This is a genomic window from Streptomyces sp. NPDC014870, from assembly GCF_043081505.1.
In the GTDB taxonomy this organism is placed as follows: Bacteria; Actinomycetota; Actinomycetes; order Streptomycetales; family Streptomycetaceae; genus Streptomyces.
Genome location: NZ_JBIBWQ010000002.1, coordinates 122,791 through 148,289 on the forward strand (window position 1 = coordinate 122,791; position 25,499 = coordinate 148,289).

The window sequence follows — 25,499 nt, forward strand, 5'->3', positions numbered from 1 at the left end:
TGCCCCGTACCGTCGCCCGCGCAGAAAGGCACCCCCGCCGTGTCCGCACCCCCGTCCACCGTCTCCGGGCCCTCCGCCCCCGACCCCTCCGCCCCCGACCCCCTGCACCTCGCCGTCGCGCTCGACGGCGCCGGCTGGCACCCGGCCGCCTGGCGCGAGCCGGGCGCCCGGCCCCAGGACCTGTTCACCGCCGGCTACTGGGCCGACCTCGTCGCCGAGGCCGAACGCGGCCTGCTCGACTTCGTGACCATCGAGGACGCGCTCGGCCCCCAGTCCTCGCACCCCACGGACCCCGACGAGCGCACCGACCAGGTGCGCGGCCGGCTCGACGCGGTGCTCCTCGCCGCCCGGATCGCGCCCCTGACCCGGCACATCGGTCTCGTGCCGACCGTGATCGCCACCCACACCGAGCCCTTCCACGTCTCCAAGGCGATCGCCACCCTCGACCACGTCAGCAACGGCCGCGCCGGACTGCGGATCCAGGTCTCGGGGCGGCCCCACGAGGCCGCGCACTTCGGCCGCCGCACGTTCCCGCGGGTCGGCGTCGAGGAGTTCGACACCCCCGCGGGACAGGAGCTGCTCACCGAGCTGTTCGACGAGGCCGCCGACCATGTGGAGGTGGCGCGTCGGCTCTGGGACAGCTGGGAGGACGACGCGGAGATACGGGACGTCGCCACCGGGCGCTTCGTCGACCGCGAACGGCTCCACCCCGTCGACTTCGAGGGCCGGTACTTCAGCGTGCGAGGGCCCTCGATCACCCCCCGCCCGCCGCAGGGCCAGCCCGTCGTGAGCGCCCTGGCGCACCAGAGCATCCCCTACGGGCTCGTCGGCCGCGCGGCGGACATCGGCTACGTCACCCCGCGCGACGCCGAGCACGCCCGCGCTCTCGTCGGCGAGATCCGTACCGCCCAGAGCACGGCCGGGCGCACCGGGGACACGCTGCACGTCTTCGGCGACCTCGTCGTCCTCCTGGACGCCGAGCCCGGCGCGGCCGAGGCCCGCAAGGCCCGCCTGGACGCGCTCGCGGGCGAGCCCCTCACCAGCGACGCGACGATCTTCACGGGGACGCCCGCCGAGCTGGCGGACCTGCTCCTTGAGTGGCGCGCGGCGGGCCTGACCGGCTTCCGGCTGCGCCCCGGCGTGCTCGCCCACGACCTGGAGCGGATCACCCGGGAGCTGGTGCCGGAACTCCAGCGCCGGGGTGCGTTCCGGACCGCGTACGAGGCGGACACCCTGCGCGGGCTGCTCGGGCTCGCCCGTCCGGACAACCGCTACACGACCGCGCGAGCAGCAGGAGCCGTACGACGATGAGCAGTTCGAGTGCGGGCAAGCCCCGTAAGCAGATCCATCTGGCCGCCCACTTCCCCGGCGTCAACAACACCACGGTGTGGAGCGACCCGCGCGCCGGCAGCCACATCGACTTCAGCTCCTTCGTCCACTTCGCCAGGACCGCCGAACGCGCCAAGTTCGACTTCCTCTTCCTCGCCGAGGGGCTGCGGCTGCGCGAACAGGGCGGCCGGATCTACGAGTCGGACGTCGTCGGGCGGCCCGACACCTTCACCGTCCTGTCGGCGCTCGCCGCCGTCACCGAGCACCTCGGCCTGACCGGCACCATCAACTCCACCTTCAACGAGCCCTACGAGGTGGCCCGCCAGTTCGCGAGCCTGGACCACCTCTCCGGCGGGCGCGCCGCCTGGAACGTCGTCACCTCCTGGGACGCGTTCACCGGCGAGAACTTCCGGCGCGGCGGCTTCCTCCCGCAGGAGGAGCGCTACTCCAGGGCCCGGGAGTTCCTGGCCACGGCCCGCGGACTCTTCGACTCCTGGCGCGGCGACGAGCTCGTCGCCGACCCGGCGGCCGGGATCTTCCTGAAGGACGCCGCGGCGGGCGCCTTCGCCCACCGGGGACGGCACTTCGACATCGCAGGACGGTTCAACGTGCCGCGCGGACCGCAGGGCAGGCCGGTGATCTTCCAGGCCGGCGACTCGGAGGAGGGCCGCGAGTTCGCCGCTGCGGACGCGGACGCGATCTTCAGCCGGCACGGCGACCTCGACGCGGGACGCGCCTTCTACGCCGACGTCAAGGGGCGGCTCGCCCGCCACGGCCGCACCCACGACGAGCTGCTCGTCCTCCCCGCCGCCACCTTCGTCCTCGGCGACACCGACGCCGAGGCGCGGGAGCTGGCCCACGAGGTGCGCCGGCAGCAGGTCAGCGGCCGGACGGCCCTCGCGTACCTGGAACAGGTCTGGAACCGGGACCTGTCCGGCTACGACCCGGACGGTCCGCTCCCCGACATCGACCCGGACCCCGGCGAGCACACGGTGGTCCAGGGCCGGGCGAGCGTCCGGATGTTCCGCGATCCGCTCGCGGTCGCCCGGGAGTGGCGCGCCCGCGCGGAGGCGGAGAAGCTGTCCATCCGCGAGCTGGTCATCGAGACCACCGCCCGGCAGACCTTCGTCGGCTCCCCTGCCACCGTCGCCGAGACCATCGACTCCCTCGTCCAGGCGGACGCCGCCGACGGCTTCATCCTGGTCCCGCACCTGACCCCCGGCGGTCTGGACGTCTTCGCCGACACCGTCGTACCGCTGCTCCAGGAGCGCGGAGTCTTCCGCCACGAGTACACCGGCAGCACGCTCCGGGACCATCTCGGTCTCGCCCACCCGGACGACCGCACGCGGGGCCGGGACCGCGCGCACGCGCGGAACGGACGGGCCGCCTCGTGAAGTTCCTGGCCATCACCCTCGTCGTGCACGCCCCGGATCCCGTCACGGGCGTCAAGAAGCCGACGCGCGAGCGCTTCCGCGAGGTGATCGACAACGCCGTGCTCGCCGAGGAACTCGGCTTCGACGGCTTCGGCGTCGGCGAGCGCCACGAGCGGCCCTTCCTCTCCTCCTCGCCGCCGGTCCTCCTCAGCCACATCGCCGCCCGCACCTCCCGGATCCGGCTCTTCACCGCCGTCACCACGCTCAGCCTGCTCGATCCGGTGCGCGCGTACGAGGACTACGCGACCCTGGACCACCTGTCGGACGGCCGGCTCGACCTGATCATCGGCAAGGGCAACGGCACCGCCCAGCGCGAGCTGTTCCACGTGACCCCCGAGGACCAGTGGGACCGCAACGCCGAGGGGTACGCGCTGTTCCGCCGGATCTGGCGTGAGGACCGGGTGACCGCAGCCCCGCGCTTCCGGCCGGGGCTCGACGAGGCCGAGGTGTGGCCGAGGCCGCTCCAGCGCCCGATCCGCGTCTGGCACGGCAGCGCGACCAGCGAGGACTCCGTCGACCTGGCCGCCCGCTACGGGGACCCGCTCTTCTCCGCCAACGTCACGCACCCCATCGAGCCGTACGCCGCGCTCGTCCGCCACTACCGCGAGCGCTGGGAGCACCACGGCCACGACCCGGCCCGCGCCGTCGTCGGCGCGGGCACGGCGGGCTTCCACACGGCCCGTACCTCGCAGGAGGCGATCGCCGCGTACCGGCCGGTGTTCGAGGCGAGCCTCGCGTTCCAGAAGCAGCAGGGCGTCAAGCCGGTGTTCCGGACCCTCGACGACTTCGTCGAGCGCAGCTCGGCGCTCATCGGAAGCCCGCAGCAGATCATCGACAAGGTGCACCGCTACCACGAGCGGTTCGGGCACAGCGTGCTCCATCTGCAGGCCGACGCGGGCGGGCTGACGGAGGCTCTGCACCGGGCGTCCCTCGAACGTTTCCAGTCCGACATCGCGCCGGTGCTGCGCCGGGAGATCCCCGACCCGCCGTTCCCCTGGGCCCCGGTCCTCGGCACCGACGCGACCCCGCCCGACGCCGTCCAGGCCGAGACCGGAGCGGCCGACGCCGGCCCGACCACCCCTGCCCCCGACCACAGCTAGAGGAGCACCGTTCATGCCTGCCATCCCCCTGGGGGTCCTCGACCTCGTCCCGATATCGTCCGGCTCGACCGCAGGCGAGGCGCTGCGCAACACCATCGACCTGGCCCGGCAGGCCGAGCAGTTCGGCTACGCCCGCTACTGGTTCGCCGAGCACCACCTCAACCCGGGGGTGGCCGGCGCCTCGCCCGCCGTCGTGCTCGCCCTGACCGCCTCCGCGACCTCGACGATCCGGATCGGTTCGGGGGCCGTACAGCTCGGCCACCGTACGGCCCTGTCCACCGTCGAGGAGTTCGGTCTGATCGACGCCCTGCACCCCGGGCGCCTCGACCTGGGTCTCGGCCGTTCCGGTGGCCGCCCTTCGGGTCCGCCGCCCGGGGCCGCCGACACCACCACGGGGGTCGTCGCCGGGCGGGCGCCCAACGGGCTCGCGATCCCGCCGCGGTTCTCCTTCGAGCACCTCGTCGACTCGCCGCGCTTCCGCGCCCAGCACCAGCTCCTGCACCTGCCCGGCGCCCGCTCCCAGGAGTACGGCGAGCAGGTCGACGACATCCTGGCGCTGCTGCGCGGCGAGTACCGCTCCGCCGACGGGGTCGAGGTGCACGCGGTGCCCGGTGAGGGGGCCGAGGTGGAGGTCTGGATCCTCGGCAGCAGCGGCGGGACGAGCGCCGAGGTCGCCGGCCGCAACGGGCTGCGCTTCACCGCGAACTACCACGTCAGCCCGGCGACCGTCCTGGAGGCGGCCGAGGGCTATCGCGCCGCCTTCAAGCCGTCCGAGCGGCTCGACCGGCCGTACGTCAGCGTCTCCGCCGATGTCGTCGTGGCGGAGGACGACGAGACCGCGCGCGAACTGGCCACCGGCTACGGCCTCTGGGTCCGCTCCATCCGCTCCGGCGAGGGCGCCATCCCGTTCCCGACCCCGGACGAGGCCTTGGACCACGACTGGACCGAGGCGGACCTGACGCTCGTCGCCGACCGCGTGGACACCCAGTTCGTCGGCTCTCCCACCCGGGTCGCCGACCACCTGGAGCAGCTCCAGGAGGCGACCGGCGCGGACGAGCTGCTGATCACCACGATCACGCACGACCACGCGGACCGGGTCCGCTCGTACCGGCTCCTCGCGGAGGAGTGGCGCCGCCGACACCCACGCTGAATCGGCATCCGTTCCACCGGAGGGCCCGCTTCCACCCCGCCCATGGGGTGCGGAAGCGGGCCCTCCGCGCCCATCGGATGATCCTACGAAGAATGCCCCGACTGTTGACGCTCTCTTTGGCGAAAACTACGTTCTGTCTCGCGGAATTCAAGTTCCACTCTGTGGATCACCCGCTCGGCCACCAGCCGGAGCTCGATCGTGCGCGGCAACGTGATCGGCATACCGGTGAACATGCTGTTCTTCGCGGTGATCGTCGTGGTCCTCAGCGGCGCGCAGTTCACCCTCGACGGGCACGTCATCACCAGCCCCACGGACATCGTCCGCACCATCCCGAACATGGCGCTCCTCGCGACGGCCTCGCTCGCCCTCATCGCCCTCACGATCGCGGTGAACCTGCTGGCCAACTTCGTGGCCCCGATCTACGCCCTGATCGACCTGTTCCCGCGCCGGCTGAACTTCCGCCGCGCCGGAGTGGTGAGCGCGGTCATCGGCCTCGCGATCCTGCCCTGGAACCTCTACGACAGCCCGATCGTCGTGAACTACTTCCTCGGCGGGCTCGGCGCCCTGCTCGGACCGCTCTTCGGCGTGATCATGGCCGACTACTGGCTGCTGCGGAAGTCCCGGGTCAACGTGCCCGACCTCTACACGGAGGACCCGCGGGGCGAGTACCACTACCGCGGCGGCTTCAACCCGCGGGCCGTCGCCGCCTTCGTGCCCAGCGCCGGCATCGCCGTGGTCGTCGCCCTTCTGCCCCTCTTCCACGCGGTGGCCGGGTTCTCCTGGTTCGTCGGCGCCGTCCTCGCCGCCGTCGTGTACGCGCTGATCGCGGACCGTACGGCCCCGATCAGGGACGTGGACGGCGAGGCCATCGCCGTCGCCGCCGAATGAACCACCGCGTCGAACCGGTCCAGCAGACCCGTCGGAACGTACGGAAGACAACAGCCATGCGCATCCTCGTCGCCAACGTCAACACCACGCCGTCCATCACCGCGTCCATCGGCGAGCAGGCCGCCTCCGCCGCCTCGCCCGGCACCGAGATCGTCCCGCTGACCCCCGCCTTCGGGGCGGAGTCCGTCGAGGGCAACTACGAGAGCTACCTGGCCGCCATCGCCGTGATGGAGACCGTCCGCGCCTACCCCGAGCCCTTCGACGCCGTGATCCAGGCGGGCTACGGCGAGCACGGCCGCGAAGGGCTCCAGGAACTGCTCGACGTCCCGGTCGTCGACATCACCGAGGCCGCCGCGAGCACCGCCCAGTTCCTGGGCCGCAGCTACTCCGTCGTCACGAGCCTCGACCGCACGGTCCCGCTGATCGAGGAGCGGCTGCAGGTGGCCGGCCTCAGCGCGCGCTGCGCCTCGGTCCGGGCCAGCGGACTCGCCGTGCTCGACCTGGAGCGGGACGAGAAGGCGGCGGTGGACGCCATCGTCGAGCAGGCGGCGCGGGCCGTGGAGGACGACCGGGCCGAGGTGATCTGCCTCGGGTGCGGGGGCATGTCCGGCCTCACCGAACGCGTCGTGGAACGCACGGGAGTCCCCGTGGTCGACGGGGTGAGCGCGGCCGTGACGATCGCCGAGTCCCTCGTCCGCCTCGGCCTGTCGACGTCGAAGGTCCGCACGTACGCGCCGCCGCGCCCGAAGCGGATCGTCAACTGGCCCCCGCGCCCCCGCTGATCCCGCAGCCCCTTCCAGGAGAGGAACGTCCGTTGCCCGAAGTACAGCTCGTCCTGCGCTCGACCCGTGTGATCACCCCGGAGGGGACGCGGGCCGCGTCGATCGCGGTGTCCGGCGGAACGATCGCCGGTGTGCTGCCGTACGACGCCGAGGTACCGGCCGGCGCCCGGCTTGAGGACGTCGGCGACGACGTCGTCCTGCCGGGACTCGTCGACACGCACGTGCATGTGAACGACCCGGGCCGCACGGAGTGGGAGGGCTTCTGGACGGCGACCCGGGCGGCGGCGGCCGGTGGCATCACGACCCTGCTCGACATGCCGCTGAACTCGCTCCCGCCCACCACGACCGTGGAGCACCTGCGGATCAAGCAGGAAGTGGCCCGTACGAAGGCCCATATCGACGTCGGCTTCTGGGGCGGCGCGCTGCCGGACAACGTCAAGGACCTGCGCCCGCTCTTCGACGCCGGTGTCTTCGGCTTCAAGTCCTTCCTGTCGCCGTCGGGTGTGGACGAGTTCCCGCAGCTGGACCAGGAGCAGCTGGCGAGGTCGCTGGCCGAGATCGCCGGGTTCGGCGGTCTGATGATCGTGCACGCGGAGGACCCGCACCACCTGGAGGCCGCCCCGCAGAGGGCGGGGGAGAAGTACGCGGACTTCCTCGCCTCCCGGCCGCGCGACGCCGAGAACACGGCGATCGAGAACCTGATCAACCAGGCCCGCCGGCTCAACGCCCGTGTGCACGTGCTGCACCTGTCGTCGTCGGACGCGCTGCCGCTGATCCGGGCCGCGAAGGACGAGGGCGTCAGGATCACGGTCGAGTCCTGCCCGCACTTCCTGACCCTGACGGCGGAGGAAGTACCGGACGGCGCCACCGAGTTCAAGTGCTGCCCGCCGATCCGGGAAGCCTCGAACCAGGACGCGCTCTGGGAAGGCCTGATCGACGGCACGATCGACTGTGTGGTCTCCGACCACTCGCCGTCGACGGCCGATCTGAAGACCCCGGACTTCGCCTCCGCCTGGGGCGGCATCTCCTCGCTCCAGCTCGGCCTGCCGGCGATCTGGACCGAGGCGCGGCGCCGCGGCCGGAGCCTGGAGGACGTCGTCCGCTGGATGGCGGAGGGCCCGGCCCGGCTGGCGGGCCTGGACCGCAAGGGCGCGATCGAGGTGGGCCGCGACGCCGACTTCGCCGTCCTCGACCCGGAGGCCACGTTCACCGTCGACCCGGCCGAGCTCGAGCACCGCAACCGGGTGACGGCGTACGCGGGCAGGACCCTGCACGGTGTGGTGACGTCGACCTGGCTGCGCGGTGAGCGCATCGCCGACCGCGGCACCCTCGCCGAGCCCACCGGCCGCCTCCTCGCCAGGGGCGACTGAACGCTACGGCTGTCCGGGCGCGGGCGCGGGCGCGGGCTCGGACGGCACCGGGCCCTCCGCCCACACGGCGCCGACGACCACCACGATGACGCAGAACGCGATCAGTATCTCCGCCCAGAAGAAGGCGAGATAGTCGAGCAGGCTGCCGATCGGCGGGGCGCCCGGGGCGGTGTTGCGGAAGGCGGCGAGGGCGAAGAGCGTGGCCGCCATCCAGCCCAGGGCGGGCCAGGTCAGGCCCTTGCGGCGGCGTACGAGGTACCAGCCGCCCATGAGGACGGCGACCGTCAGGGCCCACATCGCCACCATCATGAACACGGCGAAGACGAGGGCGCTGCCCGACCGGGCCGCCTCCACCGAGAAGACCGCGGCGCCCCGGACCTCCGAGGCGTCGGCGGCCAGGGAGAACAGGGTGTCGCCGTTGGACAGCCGCATCCGTACGGGCACGCTCTCGCCGCCCTGGACGGCGGCGAACTCCAGCTCCGTGTCGTACGTGTCGAAGGGGTAGTCCGTGATCGGGCCGCCCGACAGCGCGACGGGAACATCGACGGTGGCGATGCGGCTGTGCGCGGGGAAGCCGAGATCGCCGCGGACGGCGGGCGAGGTCTGCAGCGTCAGGTTCTCGGCGGGCGAGAGCCCGCCCGCCTCGGCGAGGGCTCCGCGCGGTGTCACCAGGACCCGCAGCAGCAGCTCCCGGCCGGCGGCGTCGACGCGCTGCACGGTGGCGTCGATGTCGATCCGGTCGGGAGCCGTGCTGCCGGCCTCGTAGCGGGTGTCCAGGTCCTGGCGTTCGCCGTACTGGAGCCAGAAACCGCAGACGACGGCCGCCGCGACGGCGAGGAGGACGAGCAGGGCGCCGATGAGTCCGCCGCGACGCCGCGACGAGGGTCGTCCGCGGGTCACGGTCAGGCCGCGGGCTTTCCGGGCTGCTCGTGCGTCGCGCAGTGGATGCCGCCACCGCCCGAGGCGATGGTGTCGATCTGCAGCTGCACGATGTCCCGCTTCGGGAAGTGCTCCTGGAGGATCGCCTTGGCCCGGGCGTCGGACGTGCGGTCGCCGAACTTCGGCAGGAACACGGAGTCGTTGGCGATGTAGAAGTTCGCGTAGGTGGACAGGAAGTCGTCCCCCTCGCCGGTGATCAGGTCCGGGTCGGGCTGCTGGAGGTCGATGATCTCGAAGCGCCGCCCCTTCGCGTCGGTCGCCGTGTCGAGCACCGAGCGGGCCTGGTCGGCCGAGCGGGACCAGGAGTCCGGGGGAGTGCCGGGGAACGCCTGGTCGAGCAGGACGACGCCGGGCGCGACGAAGCGGACGAGGCTGTCCACGTGGGCGTCGGTGATGTCCTCGCCACGGACGCCCTTCAGCCAGATCACCTTTTCCACGCCGAGGTACTCGATCAGCTCGTCCTCGATCTGGTCCCGGCTCTTCCCGCGGTTCCGGTTGTCGTTGACGATCGAGCTCTCGGTGATGAGGAGAGTGCCCTCGCCGTCGGTCTCGAAGGAACCGCCCTCGGCGACGAGCGGCGCCACCTCGCGCGGGATGCCGTACCTGGCGAGCAGCTTGCGGCCCACCTGGGAGTCGTTGGCGTGCTCCTGCTTGTTGCCCCAGCCGTTGAAGTTGAAGTCGACCCCGACGAGCTTGCCGGCGTCCTCGACGAAGACGGGGACGGTGTCGCGGGTCCAGAGGTCGTCGACGGCGAGCGGGATGACCTCGACCTGCGACCCGCACGCCCGCTGGGCCGCCGCCACCTGGTCGGGGCGGGCCATCAGCACGACCGCCTCGTACTCCCCGATCGCCCGCGCGATCCGGGCGATGTCCTCCCGGACGTAGGGCAGGTCGTCCTCCCAGACCGACGCGAGGGCCGGCCAGGACATGAACGTACGCGTGTGGCTCTCCCACTCGGCGCCGAAGCGGCGCTCTCCACCGGCGGCCGGGGTACGGGCGGGGGCTGTGGTGGTGTCTCCGCTGACGGACGCCTCCGGTCCGCAGGCTGCCGCACCGAGGCCGAGGGCTGCGCCGATGCCGGCGAAGGCACGCAAGGCGGTGCGGCGGGAAGGGAGGAAGTGGGACACAACGTACTCCGTTCGTGGGCTGGCGAGACTATCCGGCGGCGGCCTGACGGGTCGCGGTGACGCGGCGCGGCGGCGGAATCGCGGGCCTTGGCCTCACGCGGATGGCGGCCGGGGTGACGGCTGGGCCGGTGCGTGAGTGGGGGTGGCCGTGGCCGCCACTGTGGCACTGACTGGATTTTCAGTCAAATGACGGAGTGGTGTGCGACGGGACGGTGGGACGGGCCGGGTGTCTGCGGCCCGGGAGCGGAGCGGCCGCGTCGCGTCAGCCCACGGTGCAGGCGGTACGCGCCCCGGACCGGAACGGCCGCTCGTCCTCCCCCGCGCCCGCGCTCCGCCGCAGCGCTTCGACCTCCGCCGTGATCGCTTCCCGCATCAGCTCCGAGGCGTGGCCGACCGGCAGCAGGCCGATCAGCCACCGGGTGCTCAGGCCCTCCAGGAGGACGGTGAGCCGCTCGGCGGCGGCGACCAGGGCGGCGTCCGGGGCCGCCGGAGTGGTCCCGCCCAGGAGGTCGGCGATCTCCCGGACCCACTCCTGGCCTGCCCGCGCCAGCTCCTCCCTCAGCTCCGGTTCGAAGACGGCGCTGGCCCGCAGCTCCGCCCAGGCCGTGCTGTTCTCCCGGACCTCGGGGGTGTCCTGGAGCTCCAGGAGGAGCCGGCGCTCCAGGGGTTCGTCGCGCGTGTACCGCTCCGCCCGGTCGCCGATGAAGCGCAGGGTGTGGCGCAGGAGGTCGGCGCGGTCCGCGAAGTGGTAGTAGACGAGCGCCTTGGAGACGCGGGCCTCGGCCGCCAGCTCCTCCATCCGCAGTCCGCGCACCCCGCGCCGTGCGATCACCCGGGCCGCGGCCTCCAGGATCGCCGTCTTCCGGTCCTTCGCCGCGCGCTGCGCCGTCCTGCGCTCCGCCATCGTGTGCTCCTTCACAGGGCCGAGATCGATCGTCGAGATTGACTGAAACTTTAGTCAACAGGCACTCTCGGGCGCAGGGCGTGCCGTGCGCCCCATCGGTCCCGCCGTTCCGTACCGCCGAAAGAGCAGCCCATGTCCTCGACCCAGCCGCCCGTGGCGCAGCCGGTCCACCCGCCGCTGACGCCCGACGACCCGCACGAGATAGGTGGCTACCGGCTCCAGGCCCGGCTGGGCTCGGGCGGCATGGGGGTCGTCTACCTCGCCCACACGCCGGGCGGGCGGCCCATCGCGTTGAAGGTCGTCCGCGAGGACTTCGCGGCCGACCCCGAGTTCCGTCTGCGTTTCGCCCAGGAGGTCGCGAGCGCGCGCCGCATCCACGGCCTGTTCACCGCACAGGTGGTGGACGCCGGCGCCGACGACGCCGTGCCCTGGCTCGCCACCGCCTATGTGGCGGGCCCCTCGCTGCAGCAGGTGGTCGAGCGGCACGGCCCGCTCCCCGCGCCCACGGTCCTGCTGCTCGTCGCCGGGATCGCCGAGGCCCTCCAGGTCATCCACGGGGCCGGGGTGATCCACCGGGATCTCAAGCCCGCCAACGTCCTCGTGGCCGAGGACGGCCCGCGCGTCATCGACTTCGGCATCGCCCGCGCGGCCGACGCCACCGGGCTCACCGGCACCGGACTGAGGATCGGCACCGCCGCGTACATGGCCCCCGAGCAGGCGCTCGGGCACGCCGTCACGCCCGCGACCGACGTCTTCGCGCTCGGCGCGCTGGCCGCCTACGTGGCCGGCGGAGCCCTGCCCTTCGGGACCGGGCCCGAGTCGGCGGCCCTCTACCGCGTGGTCCACGAGCCGGCCGACCTCTCCCGCGTACCGGCGGAACTGCGCGAGATCGTCGGGCGTTGCCTGACCAAGGCGCCGGAGCGGCGCCCCACCCCGGCCGAGTTGATCGCGGCCGTCCGCGCGCACCCAGCCGTGGGCGCGACGCCCGAGTTCGGCGCGGTCGGGCGGGAGGTCATGCGCCGGTCCGGCGCCCCCGCCGTCGCGGCCGCCCCGGCCACGCCTTCCGGCCCGGCCGCCCCCGCCACTCCGATCCCCACGCACCGCGTCCGCACCGAGCACGCCCCCACCGAGCACGCCCCCACCGAGCACGTCCCCGCGGAACGACCGTCGCCGGGTCGCGCCCCGCACGGCAGAGGCCGCCGCAGGTCCCGGCGGGGCCGTACGTCACTGATGGCCGCGACCGCCGTCCTCGCCGCGCTCGCGGTGACGGCCGGGGCCGTGTACTGGCTGGGGGACCCCGGAGATGCCGGGGCGGGCGTCCGGTACGACCCGGGCTACTCCGACGTGGAGCTGACCGCGCCCGACGACGGCTACGAGTTCGACCTGGCGGCCGGGAAGGTGGCGCCCGCCGAGACCGCGGCCTGGTATCTCGCCCGAGACAAGGGCGGGTTCGTGCTTCCCGAGGACGCCGACGCCTTCGTCGCCTCGGGGTACGCCCTCGGTCCCGCCGACTGCGAGCGCGGGATCGACGCGGAACCCGTGACGAGCCTGCCGTACGAAGAGCTGGCCGACGAGCGGCCGTTCTGCGTGCGCAGCGCCGACGGCAAGCGGCTCGTCGTGGCCCGGCTGGTCGACGCGCCCCCCTCGGCGGCCGGCGGCGGTCCCGTCACGCTCGTCCTGAGCCAGTACCGGCGTCAGGGCTGACCGGGCCCGGATAGGGTTCGTGGCATGGCGTCTCGTAGTACTCAGATCCTGGAAGCGGCCGCACGGGTGATCGCCCGGCGCGGGGTCCGCGGGCTGCGCGTGGAGGAACTGGCCGAAGAGGCGGGGGTCTCCACCGGTCTGATCTACTACCACTTCAAGGACCGCACCGGGATCCTGCGCCACACCCTGGAGTTCATCAACGACCGGGCCGAGCGCTACACCACCGTGCAGGAGGCCGACGCGGAGCCGCTGACCCCGCGCGAGGAGCTCGACCAGGTCCTGCTCCTCGAACTCCAGGACACCCCCGAGGTGCGGGAGAACAGCACGGCCTGGGGCGAGCTGAGGGCGAGCGCGGTCTTCGACCCGGTCCTGCGCGAGGACCTCGCCCGGGCGACCCTGGTGTGGGTGCAGGAGGTGGCCGGGCTCCTGGGCCAGGTGCAGCCCCTCACGCCTGCCGTCACGCTCGCGGCGGCCGCGGAACGGCTCACGGCGCTCCTCGAGGGGCTGAGCATGCGCTGGCTGAGCGGTGGCCTCGCGATCGAGCACGCGCGCACCCTCCTGTCGGAGGCCGTCGAGGTCGAGCTGGCGCGGTTGCGGCAGCCGTAGCGGGCCTCTCCGGCCCCGCGCGGAGGGGTACGGACGCGTCCCGGCTCCGTACCGCCCCTTCTCCGTCCGGGTGTCCCCAAACCATTGACTGAAATTTCAGTCAGTGCCACAGTGAGTTCATCGCGGAGCCCGCCGGTCCGGCCGCGCCCCCGTGTTCCGAGCCGACCGGCCTCGCCTCGGAAGCCTCGCCGTGATTCCCCGGCCTCCTCTCGAACAGACTCTTGACTGAAAATTCAGTTAACACCATCATCCTCTCCAACGACCGAAAAGAGACCTCTCATGACCGGTTTCCGTATGCCCGCCGAGTGGGACGAGCACGAGGGCTGCCTGATGGCCTGGCCCACCCGCGAGGAGCTGTGGGGCGGCGTCCTGTCCGCCGTGAAGTGGGAGTACTCCGAGGTCGCCCGGGCGATCTCCCGCTTCGAGCCCGTCACGATGGTCGCCCCGCCCGGCTTCGGGGGCGAGGCCCGCACGCACTGCGGTGACGACGTCACCGTCATCGAACTGCCCCTCGACGACTCCTGGTTCCGCGACTCCGCGCCCCTCTTCGTCCTCGACGAGGACGGGAACCGGGCCGGTGTCGACTTCCGCTTCAACGCCTGGGGCCGCAAGCACCACCCCTACGACTCCGACGACCGGATCAGCGCCCTGCTCCTGGACCACCTCGGCGTCGACCGCATCGCCTCCGACATGATCCTCGAAGGCGGGGCGATCACCGTCGACGGCGAGGGCACCCTCATCACCACCGAGCAGTGCCTCCTGCACCCCAACCGCAACCCGGACCTGACCCGGGACGAGATCGAGGCCGAGCTGAAGGCACGGCTCGGGGTCGAGAAGGTGATCTGGCTCCCGTACGGCGGTCTGCTCGACACCGAGACCGACGGGCACGTCGACGGCGTCTGCGCCTTCGCCGCCCCCGGCAAGGTCGTCGTCTCCCTGCCCGCGGACCCCGCGCACCCCGACCACGCCCGGATGCGCGCCAACCGCGCCGTCCTGGAGGTCTCCACCGACGCCAAGGGCCGTTCCCTGGAGATCGTCGACGTGCCCCAGACCGCGTTCGGCGAGGTCGCCGGCGTGCAGATCGAGGTCTCGTACCTGAACTACTACCTGGCCAACGGCGGCCTGGTCGTCCCCGTGGCCGGCGTGCCCCAGGACCTGGCCGCCATGGAGGTGCTCGCCGCCGCCCACCCGGACCGCAAGGTCGTCGGCGTCCCCGCCCCGGTGATCGCGTACGGCGGCGGTGGCGTCCACTGCATCACCCAGCAGCTCCCGGCGCCCCGCCCCCGCGCGTAGCGCCTGCCGGGCCGCGGCGGCGACGACCCCGCCGCATCCTCACCCCTCCCTCTCACCCCTCCCTCCCCTCGGCACCCACCCTCTCCCCACCCGCCGTACCGAAAGAGAGCGCGACGATGAGCACCGCACCGCCCCCGCCCCGCGTCCCCGGACGCCGCAAGGCCAGGACCGCGCTCGCGGCCCTCGCCTCGCTCGCTGTGCTCACCGGCCTCGCGGCCTGCGCCGGCCCGCCCCGTGCCGGGGCGGACGGAACCGGTGCCTCGTTCGCGCTCTCGGCCGGTACGCCCAAGCCCACCGGGGAGATCGACTCCTTCACCTGGGCGATCTACGCCGAACCGCCCACGCTCGACCACACGATGGCGTTCGACTACCCGCAGAACACCATCCTCTCCAACGTGTGCGAGAGCCTGATGCGCTGGACGCCCGGGCTCACCCTCGAACCGGGACTCGCCCGGAAGGCCACCAACCCCGACCCGAACACCTGGGTGTACGACCTGCGCGACGGCGTACGGTTCCACGACGGCCGGACGATGACGGCGGACGACGTCGTCTTCAGCCTGGGCCGCCAGATGGACCCCGCGAACGCCGCCGCCTGGGCGCAGAACTTCCAGAACGTCGCCTCCGTGCGCAAGACCGGCCCGCTCCAGGTCACCGTCAAGCTGAAGAAGCCCGACTCGCAGTTCCCGCAGTACATGGCGACCGCCGCCGGTGTCGTCGCCTCCAAGGCGGGTGTCACCGCGGCCGGCGCGGACTACGGCACCTCCGGCGGCCTCGCCTGCACCGGCCCCTTCACCCTCGGCGCCTGGCAGAAGGGCCAGTCCCTCGAACTCAAGCGCTTCGACGGCTACTGGGGCACCCGCGCCAAGGCAGGAAAGGTCGTCTTCCGCTTCCTCACCGACCCCTCCGCCCGCACCAACGCGCTGCTCAGCGGCGAGGCCGACGGCGGCTACCTGATCCCGACCGAGAGCTACGGACGCCTCAAGGACAGCGGCGTCGGCACCCTCTGGTTCGGCGAGGGGCTCAGCACGGTCAACCTCGGCATCACCGACATGAGCGGCGCGCTGGGCGACGTCCGCGTCCGCCAGGCGCTCTCCCTCGCCCTGGACCGCTCCGGGTTCGTCAAGGCCGGGCTCGGCGGCGCCGGTACCGCCACCAGCTCCGTCACCACCCGCGCCGCCTGGGCGGCGGGCTCGCCGGACGTGCGCAAGGCGGCCTTCACCGGACTGCCGCCCACCGAACGGGACGTCGAGAAGGCGCGCGCGCTCGTCAAGGAGGCCGGCGCCGAAGGCAAGACCCTGACCGTCGCCACCAGCTCCATCGGCCAGGACGTCTCCCTGCTCGCCACCGCCGTGCAGGCCGCGGGCAGCGAGATCGGGCTGCGGATCCAGCTCAAGTCCGTCGCCCCCAACGCCTTCACGGCGCTCTTCACCGACCCGGAGGCGCGCGAGGGCATCGACATGTTCCCGCTCACCTACTACGACTCGATCACCGACCCGCTGGACCTGCTGACGAACTTCAGGACCGGCGCGTACCTCAACTTCGCCGGGTACAGCGACAAGCGCTACGACGCCATGGTCGAGGAGGCCACCACCACCTACGACGAGGACCGGCGCCTGCGCATCGAGAGCGAGCTCCAGCGGCACGCCGCCGAGCAGCTGCCGTGGATCCCGGTGGCCGAGTGGCCGACCGCCCTCTTCCTCAACAAGAGGATCACCGGGGCCCCGACCACCATCGCCTACATGTACTACCCGTGGGCCGCCGACGTGGGCGCCTCCGGAACCGCCGGTGCCGCGCCCGCCACCCAGCCGGGGGCCAAGCCGTGAGATCCACCGCCTTCCTCAGGTTCGCCGCCCGGCGGATCGCCGAAATGGCCGCCACCCTCCTCGTCGCCTCCTTCGTCGTCTTCGGCGCCATGTACCTGGCGCCCGGCAGCCCCGCGAGCTTCCTGCTCTCCGGACGCTCCGCCTCGCCCGAGGCGCTCGCCGCGATCAACGCCCGCTACCACCTCGACGACCCCTTCGCCGAGCGCTACCTCCGCTGGCTCGGCGACGTGATCCAGGGCGACTTCGGGCGGTCTCTCACCTACCGCACCGACGTCTCGCGGCTCCTCGCCGACCGGCTGCCCACCACCCTGCTCCTGATCACCATGGCGCTGACCGTCGTGGTCGTCGTCGGACTCGTGCTCGGCAAGGTCGCGGCCGTACGCGGCGGCAGGACGGACACCGCCGTACTCGTCGCCACCGCGCTCGCCGTCGGCACCCCGTCCTTCGTCGCGGCCGTCCTGCTCCAGGGCCTCTTCGCGGTCAGGCTCGGCTGGTTCCCCAGCGGCGGGGCGGGCGACGGCTTCCTCGACATGGTGTGGCACCTGACCCTGCCCGCCATCGCCCTCGCGCTCTACCTGATCGGCATGCTCGCCCGGGTCACCCGGGCCGCCATGCTCGAAGCCCTCGACAGCGAGCACGTCACCGTGGCCCGCAGCCGGGGCGTCCCCGAACGCCAGGTCATCCGGCGCCATGTGCTGCGCAACTCGCTCGGCACCGTGCTCACCACCGGAGGCCTGATCGTCTCCACCCTCCTGGTCTGCACCGTCCTCGTGGAGACCGCCTTCAGCATCGGCGGCATCGGGCAGCTCCTCGAACTGGCCACCACGACCAAGGACTTCCCGACCGTGCAGGCCGTCTCGCTGATCATCGTGGCCCTGTTCATGGCCGTGAACCTCCTCGTCGACCTGCTGCTGCCCCTGGTCGACCCCCGGATCACCCTCGGCACGAGAGGGGCCACCGCATGACCGCCGTCCTCACCAGGCGCCCCGGACTCTCCCGCATCACCGCGCGCTCCGGCCGCTCCCCGCTCCACCTGGCCTGCCTGGGCTTCGTCGGGCTCGTCGTCCTCGCGGCGCTGTGCGCGCCCTGGCTCGCACCCCACGACCCCAACGCGGTCGACCTCGGCGCCGCCCTCGCGGGACCCTCCGCCGACCACCCTCTCGGCGCCGACGCCGCCGGCCGCGACACCCTGTCCCGGCTGCTGCTCGGCGCCCGCACCTCCCTGCTCGGCCCGCTCGGCGTCGTCGCCCTGTCGACCCTCGCGGGAGTGGCCGTCGGCACCGCCGCGGCCTGGCGCGGCGGCTGGCTCGACTCCGTGCTCTCCCGGTCGACCGAACTCGTCTTCGCCTTCCCCGGAATGCTCCTGGCGATCCTCGTCGTCTCCGTGTACGGGGAGGGGCTGCTCGCCCCCGTCGCGGCGCTCGGCCTGGCGTACCTGCCGTACGTCAGCCGGCTCACCCGCACCCTCGTCCTCGCCGAACGGGCCCGCCCGTACGTCAGCGCCTACCAGGTGCAGGGGCACTCGGCGCTCCAGATCTGCCTGCGCCACATCCTGCCCAACATCGCCCCCGTCGTCCTCGCCCAGTCCACCATCAACTTCGGCTACGCCCTCATGGACCTCGCCGGCCTGTCCTTCCTCGGCCTCGGCGTGCCCCCGCTCACGCCCGACTGGGGCCGCATGGTCTTCGACGGCCAGACCGCCGTCCAGCACGGCTACCCGCTCTCCGCGATCCTGCCGTGCGTCCTCGTCGTGCTCACCGTCGTCGCGTTCAACGTGGTCGGAGAGCGCTGGGCCGACCGCGTAGCCAGGAGAGCCAGATGAGCCCCAAGAGCCCGCCGCCCACGCTCGACATCCGGGGCCTGCGCCTCGAACTCCCCGGCACCGCCCGCCCCGTTCTCGACGGCGTCGACCTCACCGTCGGCCCGGGGGAGACCGTCGCCCTCGTCGGCGAGTCCGGCTCGGGCAAGTCCCTCACCTCACGCACCGCCCTGGGACTCCTGCCGCCCGGCGCCACCACCGAAGGCACCGTCCTGGTCGAGGGCCGTGACGTCCTGACCGCCTCCGCCGACCGACTGCGCGCCCTGCGCGCCGGCACCGCCGCCATGATCTTCCAGGACCCCCGCGCCACCCTCAACCCGCTGCGCCGCATCGGGGACTTCCTCACCGAGGGCGTCCGCTCGACCGGGCTCATGGACGGGCCGACCGCCACCGCGCGGGCGACCGAACTCCTCGACGCCGTGGGCCTCGACGCCGGCACGCTCCAGAAGTACCCGACTCAGGTCTCGGGCGGCATGCTGCAACGGGTCGTGATCGCCGCCGCGTTGATGGGCGACCCGGCCCTCCTTCTCGCCGACGAACCCACCACCGCGCTCGACGTCACCACCCAGGCCGAGGTGATCGCCCTGCTCGCCCGGCTCCGCGCGAGCTTCCGCACCGGGCTGCTCTTCGTCACCCACGACCTCGACCTCGCGGCGGCCATCAGCGACCGCGTCTACGTCATGTACGCGGGGCGGATCGCCGAGACCGGCCCCGCCGAAGGCCTCTTCGAGCGCCCCCGCCATCCGTACACCGCGGCCCTGCTCGCCTCCACCCCCCGCCTCACCGACCCCGGCGGCAGGCTCCACGCCATCCCCGGGCAGCCGCCCGACCTGCGCACCCCGCTCAGCGGCTGCGCCTTCGCCGACCGCTGCCCCCTCGCCACCGCGATCTGCCGGGAGACCGCCCCCGAGGCCAGGCCCGCCCAGGGCCGTACCGAACACACCGCCGCCTGCCACCACAGCGACCGGCTCGCGGCTGACCAGGCGCAAGAAGGAGCGGTCGTCGATGCCTGAAACCGAACCCCTGCTGAGCGCGGCCGGCCTGAGCAGAACCTTCGGCGCCGTCAAGGCCGTCGACGACGTCTCCTTCACCCTGCCCGAGGGCGGCTCCCTCGGCATCGTCGGCGGATCGGGCTCCGGCAAGACCACGACCGCCCGCATCGTCGTCGGCCTGGAGCGGGCCGACACCGGAGAGGTACGCGTACGGGGCCGGGCCCGGCCCGCCCGGGCGGGCGGCCGGGCCCAGCGCCTCGCCCGGGCCCGCGAGGTGCAGATGGTCTTCCAGGACCCGTACCTCTCGCTCGACCCCAGGACCAGCGTCGAACGGGTCCTGCGGGAGACCCTGCGGCTGCACTTCCCCGACCGCGACCCCGAGCCCCGCATCAGGGAACTCCTCGACCAGGTCGGCCTCGGCACCCGCGCCGCCGACGCCCTGCCCCGGCAGCTCTCCGGCGGACAGCGCCAGCGCGTGGCCATCGCCCGCGCGCTCGCTGTCGAACCCGCCGTCCTCGTCCTGGACGAGGCGGTCGCCGCGCTCGACGTGTCCGTCCAGGCCCAGATCCTCAACCTGCTCGCCGAGATCCGCGAACGGACCCCGATCGGCTACCTGTTCATCACCCACGACCTCGGCGTGGTCCGGTGCGTCACCGACGAGGTCCTCGTCATGCACCGCGGCCGTGTCGTCGAGGCGGGCGCCACCAGCGAGGTGCTCGCCGCGCCGCACCACCCGTACACCCGGCTGCTCCTGGACTCCGTACCGCGCCCCGGCTGGAACCCGGACGGGATCGCGGCGGCCCGCCTGGAGCTGTCGTCCCCGCAGGCACACCCCCACACAGGAGGATGAAGTGACGCGATCCCTGAACAGGCGAGGCTTCCTCGTCGCCGCCGGCGCGACCGCCGTCGGCGCGGCCCTCGCCACCACGACGAACCTCGGCCGGGCCACGGCGGCCGCCGGCACCTTCCGGGTCCCCAACGAGGAAGTCCGCCACACCCGCACCTGGATGGCCTGGCCCGACTCCACCTCCATCTGGGGGAACAAGCTGAGCGGCGTCCAGGCGGACATCGCCCTGATCGCCCGTACGATCGCCACGTACGAGCCGGTCGTGATGTGCGCCAACTCCGGCAGCACCGCCAAGGCCCGTCAGCAGTGCGGCTCCGCGGTCACCGTCCTCAGCTCCATCCCCGTCGACGACGCCTGGATGCGCGACACGGGTGCCGTCTTCCGCACGGACGGCCAGGGCGGCCTGGACGCCGTCGGCCTGAACTTCAACGGCTGGGGCAACAAGCAGACCCACGCCAAGGACGCCCTGGTGGCCGGGCGGATCGCCACCTGGGTCGGTGTCCCCTTCACCTCCGCCGACCTCGTCGGCGAGGGCGGCGCCGTCGAGCAGGACGGCGCGGGCACCCTCATGGCGACCCGCAGCAGCCTGGTGAACCGCAACCGCAACCCCGGAATGACGGAACGCCAGATCGAGACCGCGCTGTTCGACGCGTACGGCGCCACCAAGATGATCTGGTTCGACGGCGTCCGCGGCCAGGACATCACCGACGACCACGTCGACGCCACGTCCCGTTTCCTCGCCCCCGGCGAGGCCCTCGTGCAGATGCCCCTGGCCTCCGACAACGACGCCTACGCACGCGACGCGCGCCAGCAGTTCAGCATCCTGTCCGCCTCGACGACCGCGAACGGCGTCCCCATGGACACGATGAAGCTCCAGGGCCCGGACTACTACAAGATCCGCTCCACCAACCCGGACTTCCTGGCCTCCTACGCCAACTTCTACCTCTGCAACGGCGCCGTCATCAGCGCCCACTTCGGCGACACGAAGGCCGACCAGGCGGCCCGGGCGACCCTGGCCCGGCTCTACCCGGACCGGGTCGTCGAGCAGCTGAACATCGACCGCCTCGGCACGGGCGGCGGCGGCATCCACTGCGTCACCCAGCAGCAGCCCGCCGCCTGACCCGGCCCCGCCGTCGAACCCACCCCGGTCTAGGCCCGGGTGGGTTCGACGGCGGACCAGCCCTTGGTGGTCGGGGTGAAGACCAGTCCACCCACCACCAGGAAGTCGGACGCGCCGTCCGGGCCGGTGGGCACGCCGCCGTCGGGGACGGTGAACCGGCCGGTCTTCTTCCGGGAGACCAGGTCGATCACCACCCCCGAGGTCCGGCACCTGACATACGCGAGACCGTCGGTGACCACCACCGCGTTCGCCGCCTCCGTGCGCGTGAGACCGGGGCACTCCTTCGCCAGCGGAACCCGCCACACGGCCGCGCCGGACTTCTGGTCGAGCTGGACGAAGCCCGGTTCGCCGTTCGGCGCGGCCGCCAGGAGGTACACCTTGAGCCCGGCCGAGGTGGGTCCCGACAGGGTCGTACCGGCGAACGGGATGTCCGTGGTCCGCCGCCAGGCGGGTTCACCGCGCAGCACACCCGTCCCGTCCTCCTTGGCGCACAGGAAGAAGGTCGCCCCGTCCCCTGACCCGGAGTCGGACTCGCCCTCGGCCGGACCCGGGCCCTCGTCCTGGGCCAATGTCAGTCCGCGATTCGCGCACGTTCCGGGCAGCGCGAACCGGGTGCCGTCCTCGGGCGTACCGAACGGCAACTCCTCACCGGTCGACGCGTCGAGGGCGGTCACGAAGCTGTGGGCCGACGCGCCGGAGCTCTGGGACCCCTGTACGTACACCCGGTCCGCCGCCACCCGCAGCACCGGGGGGCCGTCCCCGGTCCCGGACACCGTCCGCTGCCACAGGACCTTGCCGTACCGGGTCTCCAGTGCGGTGACCGTGCCGGACGCGTCGACCGCGAACACCCGGCTGCCGTCCGCGTCGAGCACCGGCCGCCGCAGCCGCTTCCTGGTCGGGTACGTCCAGCGCTCGGCACCGTCGACGAGGTCGTGGGCGGTGAACCCGTCCCTGCCGAGCACGATCACCGTGTGGCGTCCGGCGACCGCTCCGGGGGCCACCAACGGGCTCTGCCCCTCCACGACGTCTTCGAGCAGCTGGCCCCACAGCGGCTCGCCGGTCGCCGCGTCGAAGCGGCCCAGCACGTCGTCGGAGCCCGCCTCGGGGCCGGGGGCCGTGCACACCAGCGAGGAGTCCGCGTACACGCAGGCCCCCATGTCAGGCCGGCCGTTCCAGGCCCGCCAGCCGGCGGGGCGCCGGGCGGGCGCGTCGGCGTAGGCCCGGTTGCCGGTCGGGCTGCCGCCGTCGGTGGCGACGTACGCGGGGAGGGTCGTGGTGGTGGCGGGCCGGGCGGGCGGCCGCGTGGTGCTCTGGGAGGGAGGGGTCCTGGCGTCGTCGCGGGGAGCGCCGGGCGACTGGAAGTACCGCAGGTAGACCCCGCCGCCTGCCAGCAGCGAAGCCACGAGCGCCACTGCGAGGAGGGAGCGCCGACGCACCCGCCGGCGTCGCTCGGCCACCGCGCGGGCGTCGGGCAGCGGGTGCGCGACCGGTCCGGTGGGCGGCCCGCCCGCGTCGCCGGTCGGCGGCCCACCCGCGTCCTCGGTCGGCGGCCCGTCCCCGCCCGTGACCTCGTGGAGCCTCGGCGCGACAGGCGACGTGGGCGAGCCGTCGAGCGGGGACTCCCAGTCGTCCGCCGGGATCTCCGCCAGCGCGGCCAGCAGCTCGTCGGGGCCCGGCCGTTCGGCGGCCTCCTTGGCCAGGCACGCGGCGGCCACGGCCCGCAGCGGGCCGGTCAGCGCGGCGATGTCCGCCGGCTCCGACACCACGCGGTAGGCCGTCAGGTAGTGCGAGTCGGCGTCGAATGGCCCCCGGCCGGTCGCGGCGAACACCAGCACCGAGCCCAGCGAGAACACGTCCGACGACGCCTTCACCCGTGCCGGCGCGGACAGTTGCTCCGGCGACATGTACGGCGGAGTCCCGAGGATCTGACCCGTCGACGTGAGCGTCTGCTGCCCGGCGGCCCGTGAGATCCCGAAGTCGATGACCCGTGGCCCGTCGTCCGTGAGCAGCACGTTGTCCGGCTTCAGGTCGCGGTGGACCACGCCGGTCGTGTGCAGCTCGCGCAGCGCCTCGACGAGGCCCAGTGCGAGCATCCGCAACTCCGCCCCGCGCAGCGGCCCGTCGGCCTTCACCCGCGCGCCCAGCGTCCGCCCGTGCACGAGCTGGGTGGCCATCCAGGGCCGCTCCGCGTCCGGGTCGGCGTCCACCACGGCGGCGGTGAAGGCTCCGCTCACCCGCCGGGCGGCCGCCACCTCCTGCCGGAACCTGGTACGGAACTCGGGGTCGTCGGCGAACTGCTGGTGCACCAGCTTCACCGCGACGAGCCGGCCCGAAGCGGCCCGCCCCGAGTACACCGTCCCCATACCGCCCGACCCGAGGCGGGCGATCAGGTCGTACCCGCCGATCGTCCGCGGATCCCCGTCCCGCAGTGTCATGTTCGGCCTCGCCCCCGTGTACGTACCGTCCGCGGCACAGTATCCCGCACTACTATTCGGCATGCGCCTGACAGCAGTTGTGTACTGAAGGGGGAGATCAGCACATGACCATGCCCGAGAGTGCCACGGACGACTACGACGTCGTCATCGGCGGAGCCAGCCTCGCAGGCAGCGCCGCGGCGATCCTGCTCGCCCGGCGCGGCGCCCGCGTCGCCCTGCTGGAACGCCGCTCGGACCCCGAGGCGTACAAGGTGCTGTGCACCCACTCCATCACGGCCAACGCCTACCCGGTGCTGAAGGAGATCGGCCTCGTCCCCGACCTGGAGAAGGCCGGAGCGGTGCACAACGACGCGCGCTGGTACACCCGTTGGGGCTGGATCGAGCCGAGGCCCGCGGCGGGCGGCCCGGAACTGCCGTACGCGTACAACATCCGGCGCAGTGTCCTCGACCCGATGATCAGGGACCGCGCCGCGCGGACTCCCGGCGTCGATCTGCTCCTCGGCCATCAGGTGTCCGGCCTGGTCACGGAGGGCGGGCGGACGGTCGGGGTGCGGGCCTCGACACCGAGCGGCGAGCGGGAGATACGGGCCCGCCTGGTCGTCGGCGCCGACGGCAAGGACTCGGCCGTGGCGAAGTTCGCCGGGGTGGCCACCCGGGAGTACGAGAACACCCGGTTCGCCTATCTCGCGCACTACCGGGACCTTCCGCTGCGCGACGGGATCGGGCACACCTGGTTCCTCGAGCCCGACATGGCGTACGCGTTCCCCAACGACGACGGGGTGACGGTCATCGCCGTCGTCCCGGACAAGAAGCGGCTGCCGGACTTCCGGGAGGACCTGGAGGGCAGCTTCCTGGCCTTCGTCCGCGCCCTGCCCGACGCGCCGCCCATCGACTCCGCCGAGCGCGTCTCGAAGATCATCGGACTGGTCGACTACCCCCTGCGCAGCCGCAGGGCGACGGCACCGGGCCTCGCGCTCATCGGCGACGCCGCGCTGACCGGCGACCCGCTGTGGGGAGTGGGCTGCGGGTGGGCCCTGGAGTCCGCGCACTGGCTGACGGAGGCCGTCGGTCCGGCCGTGACCGGTCGGGGCGACCTCGACAAGTCCCTCGCGGTGTACGCCCGCAGGCACCGGCGCCGACTCGGCCCGCACCAGAACCTGGCCGCCGACTTCGCGAAGGCCAGGCCCTTCAACCCCCTGGAACGGCTGATGTTCTCGGCGGCGGCGCGAGACGCGTCGCTGGCGCGGCACATGCACCTGTTCGCGTCCCGCCTGATCGGCCCCTTGCGGTTCCTGAACCCCTTGGCGGTGGCCAAGGCGTCCGCCGTGAACTACCGGCATCGCAGGACGGCCGCGTAGCAACCGCACCGGACCCGGCGGAGCCGGGCGGAGGAGAAGGCGGCGGGCGGGGGAGAAGGCGCCGGTACGATCATGGGCCGGTGGGCCGAGACGACCGCCGCTCACCGTTCCGCCCTTGCTCTGGAGTCCCCCGTGTCCGTCATGCTGCCGCTCCTCGCGCTCACCGCGCTGGCCCTCATCGTCCTCAACGTGGTCCAGTGCGTCCGGGTCTGGCGGATCGCGGACCTGCCGTTGTGGCGCAGGGGGCTGCCCGTGCTGCTGTTCTGCTGCGCGCTGGCGGCGACGGTCACGCGGGTCAGGGACGGCGGCACCGCCTCCCACGCCTTCGTCCTCGCGCTGAACATGTCCGCCCCGGTCCTCGCCTCGTTCGAACTCGACCAGCACCGCAAGCGCCGGGCGGCGCGCCCGACGGAAGCCCCTGATGCCCCCGAAGCCTCCGGGTCAGCGGCCTGAGGACGCGATGTGGTCCCCGGACCACGC

21 protein-coding genes and 1 pseudogene are annotated in these 25,499 nt (G+C 73.0%); 18 read left to right on the forward strand and 4 right to left on the reverse strand.

What is annotated here, in order from left to right; all coding sequences use genetic code 11:
* Positions 1–39 precede the first annotated feature (39 nt).
* The 7 genes and pseudogenes from ACF09C_RS05145 (at position 40) to allB (ending at position 8,052) form a co-directional block, all read left to right on the forward strand.
* Positions 40–1,311 (forward strand): LLM class flavin-dependent oxidoreductase, encoded by a 1,272-nt coding sequence (locus ACF09C_RS05145; protein WP_392088903.1) that lies wholly within the window; start codon positions 40–42, stop codon positions 1,309–1,311.
* Positions 1,308–2,723, forward strand: coding sequence for an NtaA/DmoA family FMN-dependent monooxygenase (locus ACF09C_RS05150; RefSeq protein WP_392088905.1), 1,416 nt, complete (start codon positions 1,308–1,310; stop codon positions 2,721–2,723). Before ACF09C_RS05145 ends, ACF09C_RS05150 begins: the two co-directional genes overlap by 4 nt.
* Complete coding sequence (locus ACF09C_RS05155) at positions 2,720–3,862, forward strand: LLM class flavin-dependent oxidoreductase (protein ID WP_392088908.1); 1,143 nt, start codon at positions 2,720–2,722, stop codon at positions 3,860–3,862. Before ACF09C_RS05150 ends, ACF09C_RS05155 begins: the two co-directional genes overlap by 4 nt.
* A gap of 13 nt (positions 3,863–3,875) precedes the next feature.
* Entirely contained in the window at positions 3,876–5,012 is a 1,137-nt protein-coding gene (locus ACF09C_RS05160; protein ID WP_392088910.1) for an LLM class flavin-dependent oxidoreductase, read from the forward strand.
* A 168-nt stretch (positions 5,013–5,180) separates the two neighbouring features.
* Positions 5,181–5,900: pseudogene (locus ACF09C_RS05165) on the forward strand (cytosine permease); the annotation flags it as partial.
* A 56-nt stretch (positions 5,901–5,956) separates the two neighbouring features.
* Complete coding sequence (locus ACF09C_RS05170; RefSeq protein ID WP_392088912.1) at positions 5,957–6,682, forward strand: aspartate/glutamate racemase family protein; 726 nt, start codon at positions 5,957–5,959, stop codon at positions 6,680–6,682.
* 32 nt (positions 6,683–6,714) lie between these two features.
* Positions 6,715–8,052, forward strand: coding sequence for an allantoinase AllB (gene allB, locus ACF09C_RS05175; protein ID WP_392088914.1), 1,338 nt, complete (start codon positions 6,715–6,717; stop codon positions 8,050–8,052).
* A gap of 3 nt (positions 8,053–8,055) precedes the next feature.
* Here the strand turns inward: allB and ACF09C_RS05180 are convergent, their stop codons facing one another.
* The 3 genes from ACF09C_RS05180 to ACF09C_RS05190 form a co-directional block, all read right to left on the reverse strand.
* Positions 8,056–8,952 carry a DUF4436 domain-containing protein gene (locus tag ACF09C_RS05180; protein WP_392088916.1) on the reverse strand — a complete coding sequence of 299 codons (897 nt, stop codon included), beginning with the start codon at positions 8,950–8,952 and terminating at the stop codon, positions 8,056–8,058.
* A 2-nt stretch (positions 8,953–8,954) separates the two neighbouring features.
* The gene (locus ACF09C_RS05185) at positions 8,955–10,118 is read right to left on the reverse strand and encodes an agmatine/peptidylarginine deiminase (RefSeq protein ID WP_392088918.1); all 1,164 of its coding nucleotides are present in this window, start codon (positions 10,116–10,118) and stop codon (positions 8,955–8,957) included.
* 262 nt (positions 10,119–10,380) lie between these two features.
* Positions 10,381–11,022, reverse strand: coding sequence for a TetR/AcrR family transcriptional regulator (locus tag ACF09C_RS05190; protein WP_392088920.1), 642 nt, complete (start codon positions 11,020–11,022; stop codon positions 10,381–10,383).
* A 132-nt stretch (positions 11,023–11,154) separates the two neighbouring features.
* On the opposite strand from ACF09C_RS05190, the gene ACF09C_RS05195 reads away from it, so the two are divergent.
* The 9 genes from ACF09C_RS05195 (at position 11,155) to ACF09C_RS05235 (ending at position 21,226) form a co-directional block, all read left to right on the forward strand.
* On the forward strand, positions 11,155–12,726 hold the full coding sequence (locus ACF09C_RS05195) for a serine/threonine-protein kinase (RefSeq protein ID WP_392088921.1): 1,572 nt from the start codon (positions 11,155–11,157) through the stop codon (positions 12,724–12,726).
* Positions 12,727–12,750: 24 nt separating this feature from the next.
* Positions 12,751–13,332, forward strand: coding sequence for a TetR/AcrR family transcriptional regulator (locus ACF09C_RS05200; protein ID WP_392088924.1), 582 nt, complete (start codon positions 12,751–12,753; stop codon positions 13,330–13,332).
* Between the two features lie 279 nt (positions 13,333–13,611).
* Positions 13,612–14,625, forward strand: coding sequence for an agmatine/peptidylarginine deiminase (locus ACF09C_RS05205; RefSeq protein ID WP_392088926.1), 1,014 nt, complete (start codon positions 13,612–13,614; stop codon positions 14,623–14,625).
* Positions 14,626–14,741: 116 nt separating this feature from the next.
* A complete protein-coding gene (locus tag ACF09C_RS05210; protein ID WP_392088927.1) occupies positions 14,742–16,448 on the forward strand; it encodes an ABC transporter substrate-binding protein in 1,707 nt (568 codons plus the stop codon).
* Entirely contained in the window at positions 16,445–17,413 is a 969-nt protein-coding gene (locus ACF09C_RS05215) for an ABC transporter permease (protein ID WP_392088930.1), read from the forward strand. The genes ACF09C_RS05210 and ACF09C_RS05215 overlap by 4 nt, the downstream gene beginning before the upstream one ends.
* Positions 17,410–18,270: an ABC transporter permease gene (locus tag ACF09C_RS05220; RefSeq protein ID WP_392088932.1), complete on the forward strand. Its 861-nt coding sequence runs from the start codon at positions 17,410–17,412 to the stop codon at positions 18,268–18,270. The genes ACF09C_RS05215 and ACF09C_RS05220 overlap by 4 nt, the downstream gene beginning before the upstream one ends.
* The gene (locus tag ACF09C_RS05225; RefSeq protein ID WP_392088934.1) at positions 18,267–19,280 is read left to right on the forward strand and encodes an ABC transporter ATP-binding protein; all 1,014 of its coding nucleotides are present in this window, start codon (positions 18,267–18,269) and stop codon (positions 19,278–19,280) included. Before ACF09C_RS05220 ends, ACF09C_RS05225 begins: the two co-directional genes overlap by 4 nt.
* Positions 19,273–20,109 (forward strand): ABC transporter ATP-binding protein, encoded by an 837-nt coding sequence (locus ACF09C_RS05230; RefSeq protein WP_392088936.1) that lies wholly within the window; start codon positions 19,273–19,275, stop codon positions 20,107–20,109. Before ACF09C_RS05225 ends, ACF09C_RS05230 begins: the two co-directional genes overlap by 8 nt.
* Position 20,110: 1 nt before the next feature.
* On the forward strand, positions 20,111–21,226 hold the full coding sequence (locus ACF09C_RS05235; protein ID WP_392088939.1) for an agmatine/peptidylarginine deiminase: 1,116 nt from the start codon (positions 20,111–20,113) through the stop codon (positions 21,224–21,226).
* 29 nt (positions 21,227–21,255) lie between these two features.
* Here the strand turns inward: ACF09C_RS05235 and ACF09C_RS05240 are convergent, their stop codons facing one another.
* Positions 21,256–23,661 (reverse strand): PQQ-binding-like beta-propeller repeat protein, encoded by a 2,406-nt coding sequence (locus ACF09C_RS05240; RefSeq protein ID WP_392088942.1) that lies wholly within the window; start codon positions 23,659–23,661, stop codon positions 21,256–21,258.
* A gap of 104 nt (positions 23,662–23,765) precedes the next feature.
* Between ACF09C_RS05240 and ACF09C_RS05245 the strand changes: the two genes are divergently transcribed.
* Together ACF09C_RS05245 and ACF09C_RS05250 are read left to right on the forward strand one after the other, a co-directional pair.
* Complete coding sequence (locus tag ACF09C_RS05245) at positions 23,766–25,019, forward strand: NAD(P)/FAD-dependent oxidoreductase (protein WP_392088944.1); 1,254 nt, start codon at positions 23,766–23,768, stop codon at positions 25,017–25,019.
* A gap of 132 nt (positions 25,020–25,151) precedes the next feature.
* Positions 25,152–25,472, forward strand: a complete 321-nt coding sequence (locus ACF09C_RS05250) for a hypothetical protein (RefSeq protein WP_392088945.1) — start codon at positions 25,152–25,154, stop codon at positions 25,470–25,472.
* Positions 25,473–25,499: the final 27 nt, after the last annotated feature.

Coding starts and splice junctions, on each gene's coding strand:
- ACF09C_RS05150 (WP_392088905.1), top strand. CDS start 1,308: ATGAGCAGTTCGAGTGCGGGCAAGCCCCGTAAGCAGATCCATCTGGCC.
- ACF09C_RS05160 (WP_392088910.1), top strand. CDS start 3,876: ATGCCTGCCATCCCCCTGGGGGTCCTCGACCTCGTCCCGATATCGTCC.
- ACF09C_RS05170 (WP_392088912.1), top strand. CDS start 5,957: ATGCGCATCCTCGTCGCCAACGTCAACACCACGCCGTCCATCACCGCG.
- ACF09C_RS05190 (WP_392088920.1), bottom strand. CDS start 11,022: ATGGCGGAGCGCAGGACGGCGCAGCGCGCGGCGAAGGACCGGAAGACG.
- ACF09C_RS05195 (WP_392088921.1), top strand. CDS start 11,155: ATGTCCTCGACCCAGCCGCCCGTGGCGCAGCCGGTCCACCCGCCGCTG.
- ACF09C_RS05200 (WP_392088924.1), top strand. CDS start 12,751: ATGGCGTCTCGTAGTACTCAGATCCTGGAAGCGGCCGCACGGGTGATC.
- ACF09C_RS05205 (WP_392088926.1), top strand. CDS start 13,612: ATGACCGGTTTCCGTATGCCCGCCGAGTGGGACGAGCACGAGGGCTGC.
- ACF09C_RS05210 (WP_392088927.1), top strand. CDS start 14,742: ATGAGCACCGCACCGCCCCCGCCCCGCGTCCCCGGACGCCGCAAGGCC.
- ACF09C_RS05220 (WP_392088932.1), top strand. CDS start 17,410: ATGACCGCCGTCCTCACCAGGCGCCCCGGACTCTCCCGCATCACCGCG.
- ACF09C_RS05225 (WP_392088934.1), top strand. CDS start 18,267: ATGAGCCCCAAGAGCCCGCCGCCCACGCTCGACATCCGGGGCCTGCGC.
- ACF09C_RS05230 (WP_392088936.1), top strand. CDS start 19,273: ATGCCTGAAACCGAACCCCTGCTGAGCGCGGCCGGCCTGAGCAGAACC.
- ACF09C_RS05240 (WP_392088942.1), bottom strand. CDS start 23,661: ATGACACTGCGGGACGGGGATCCGCGGACGATCGGCGGGTACGACCTG.
- ACF09C_RS05245 (WP_392088944.1), top strand. CDS start 23,766: ATGACCATGCCCGAGAGTGCCACGGACGACTACGACGTCGTCATCGGC.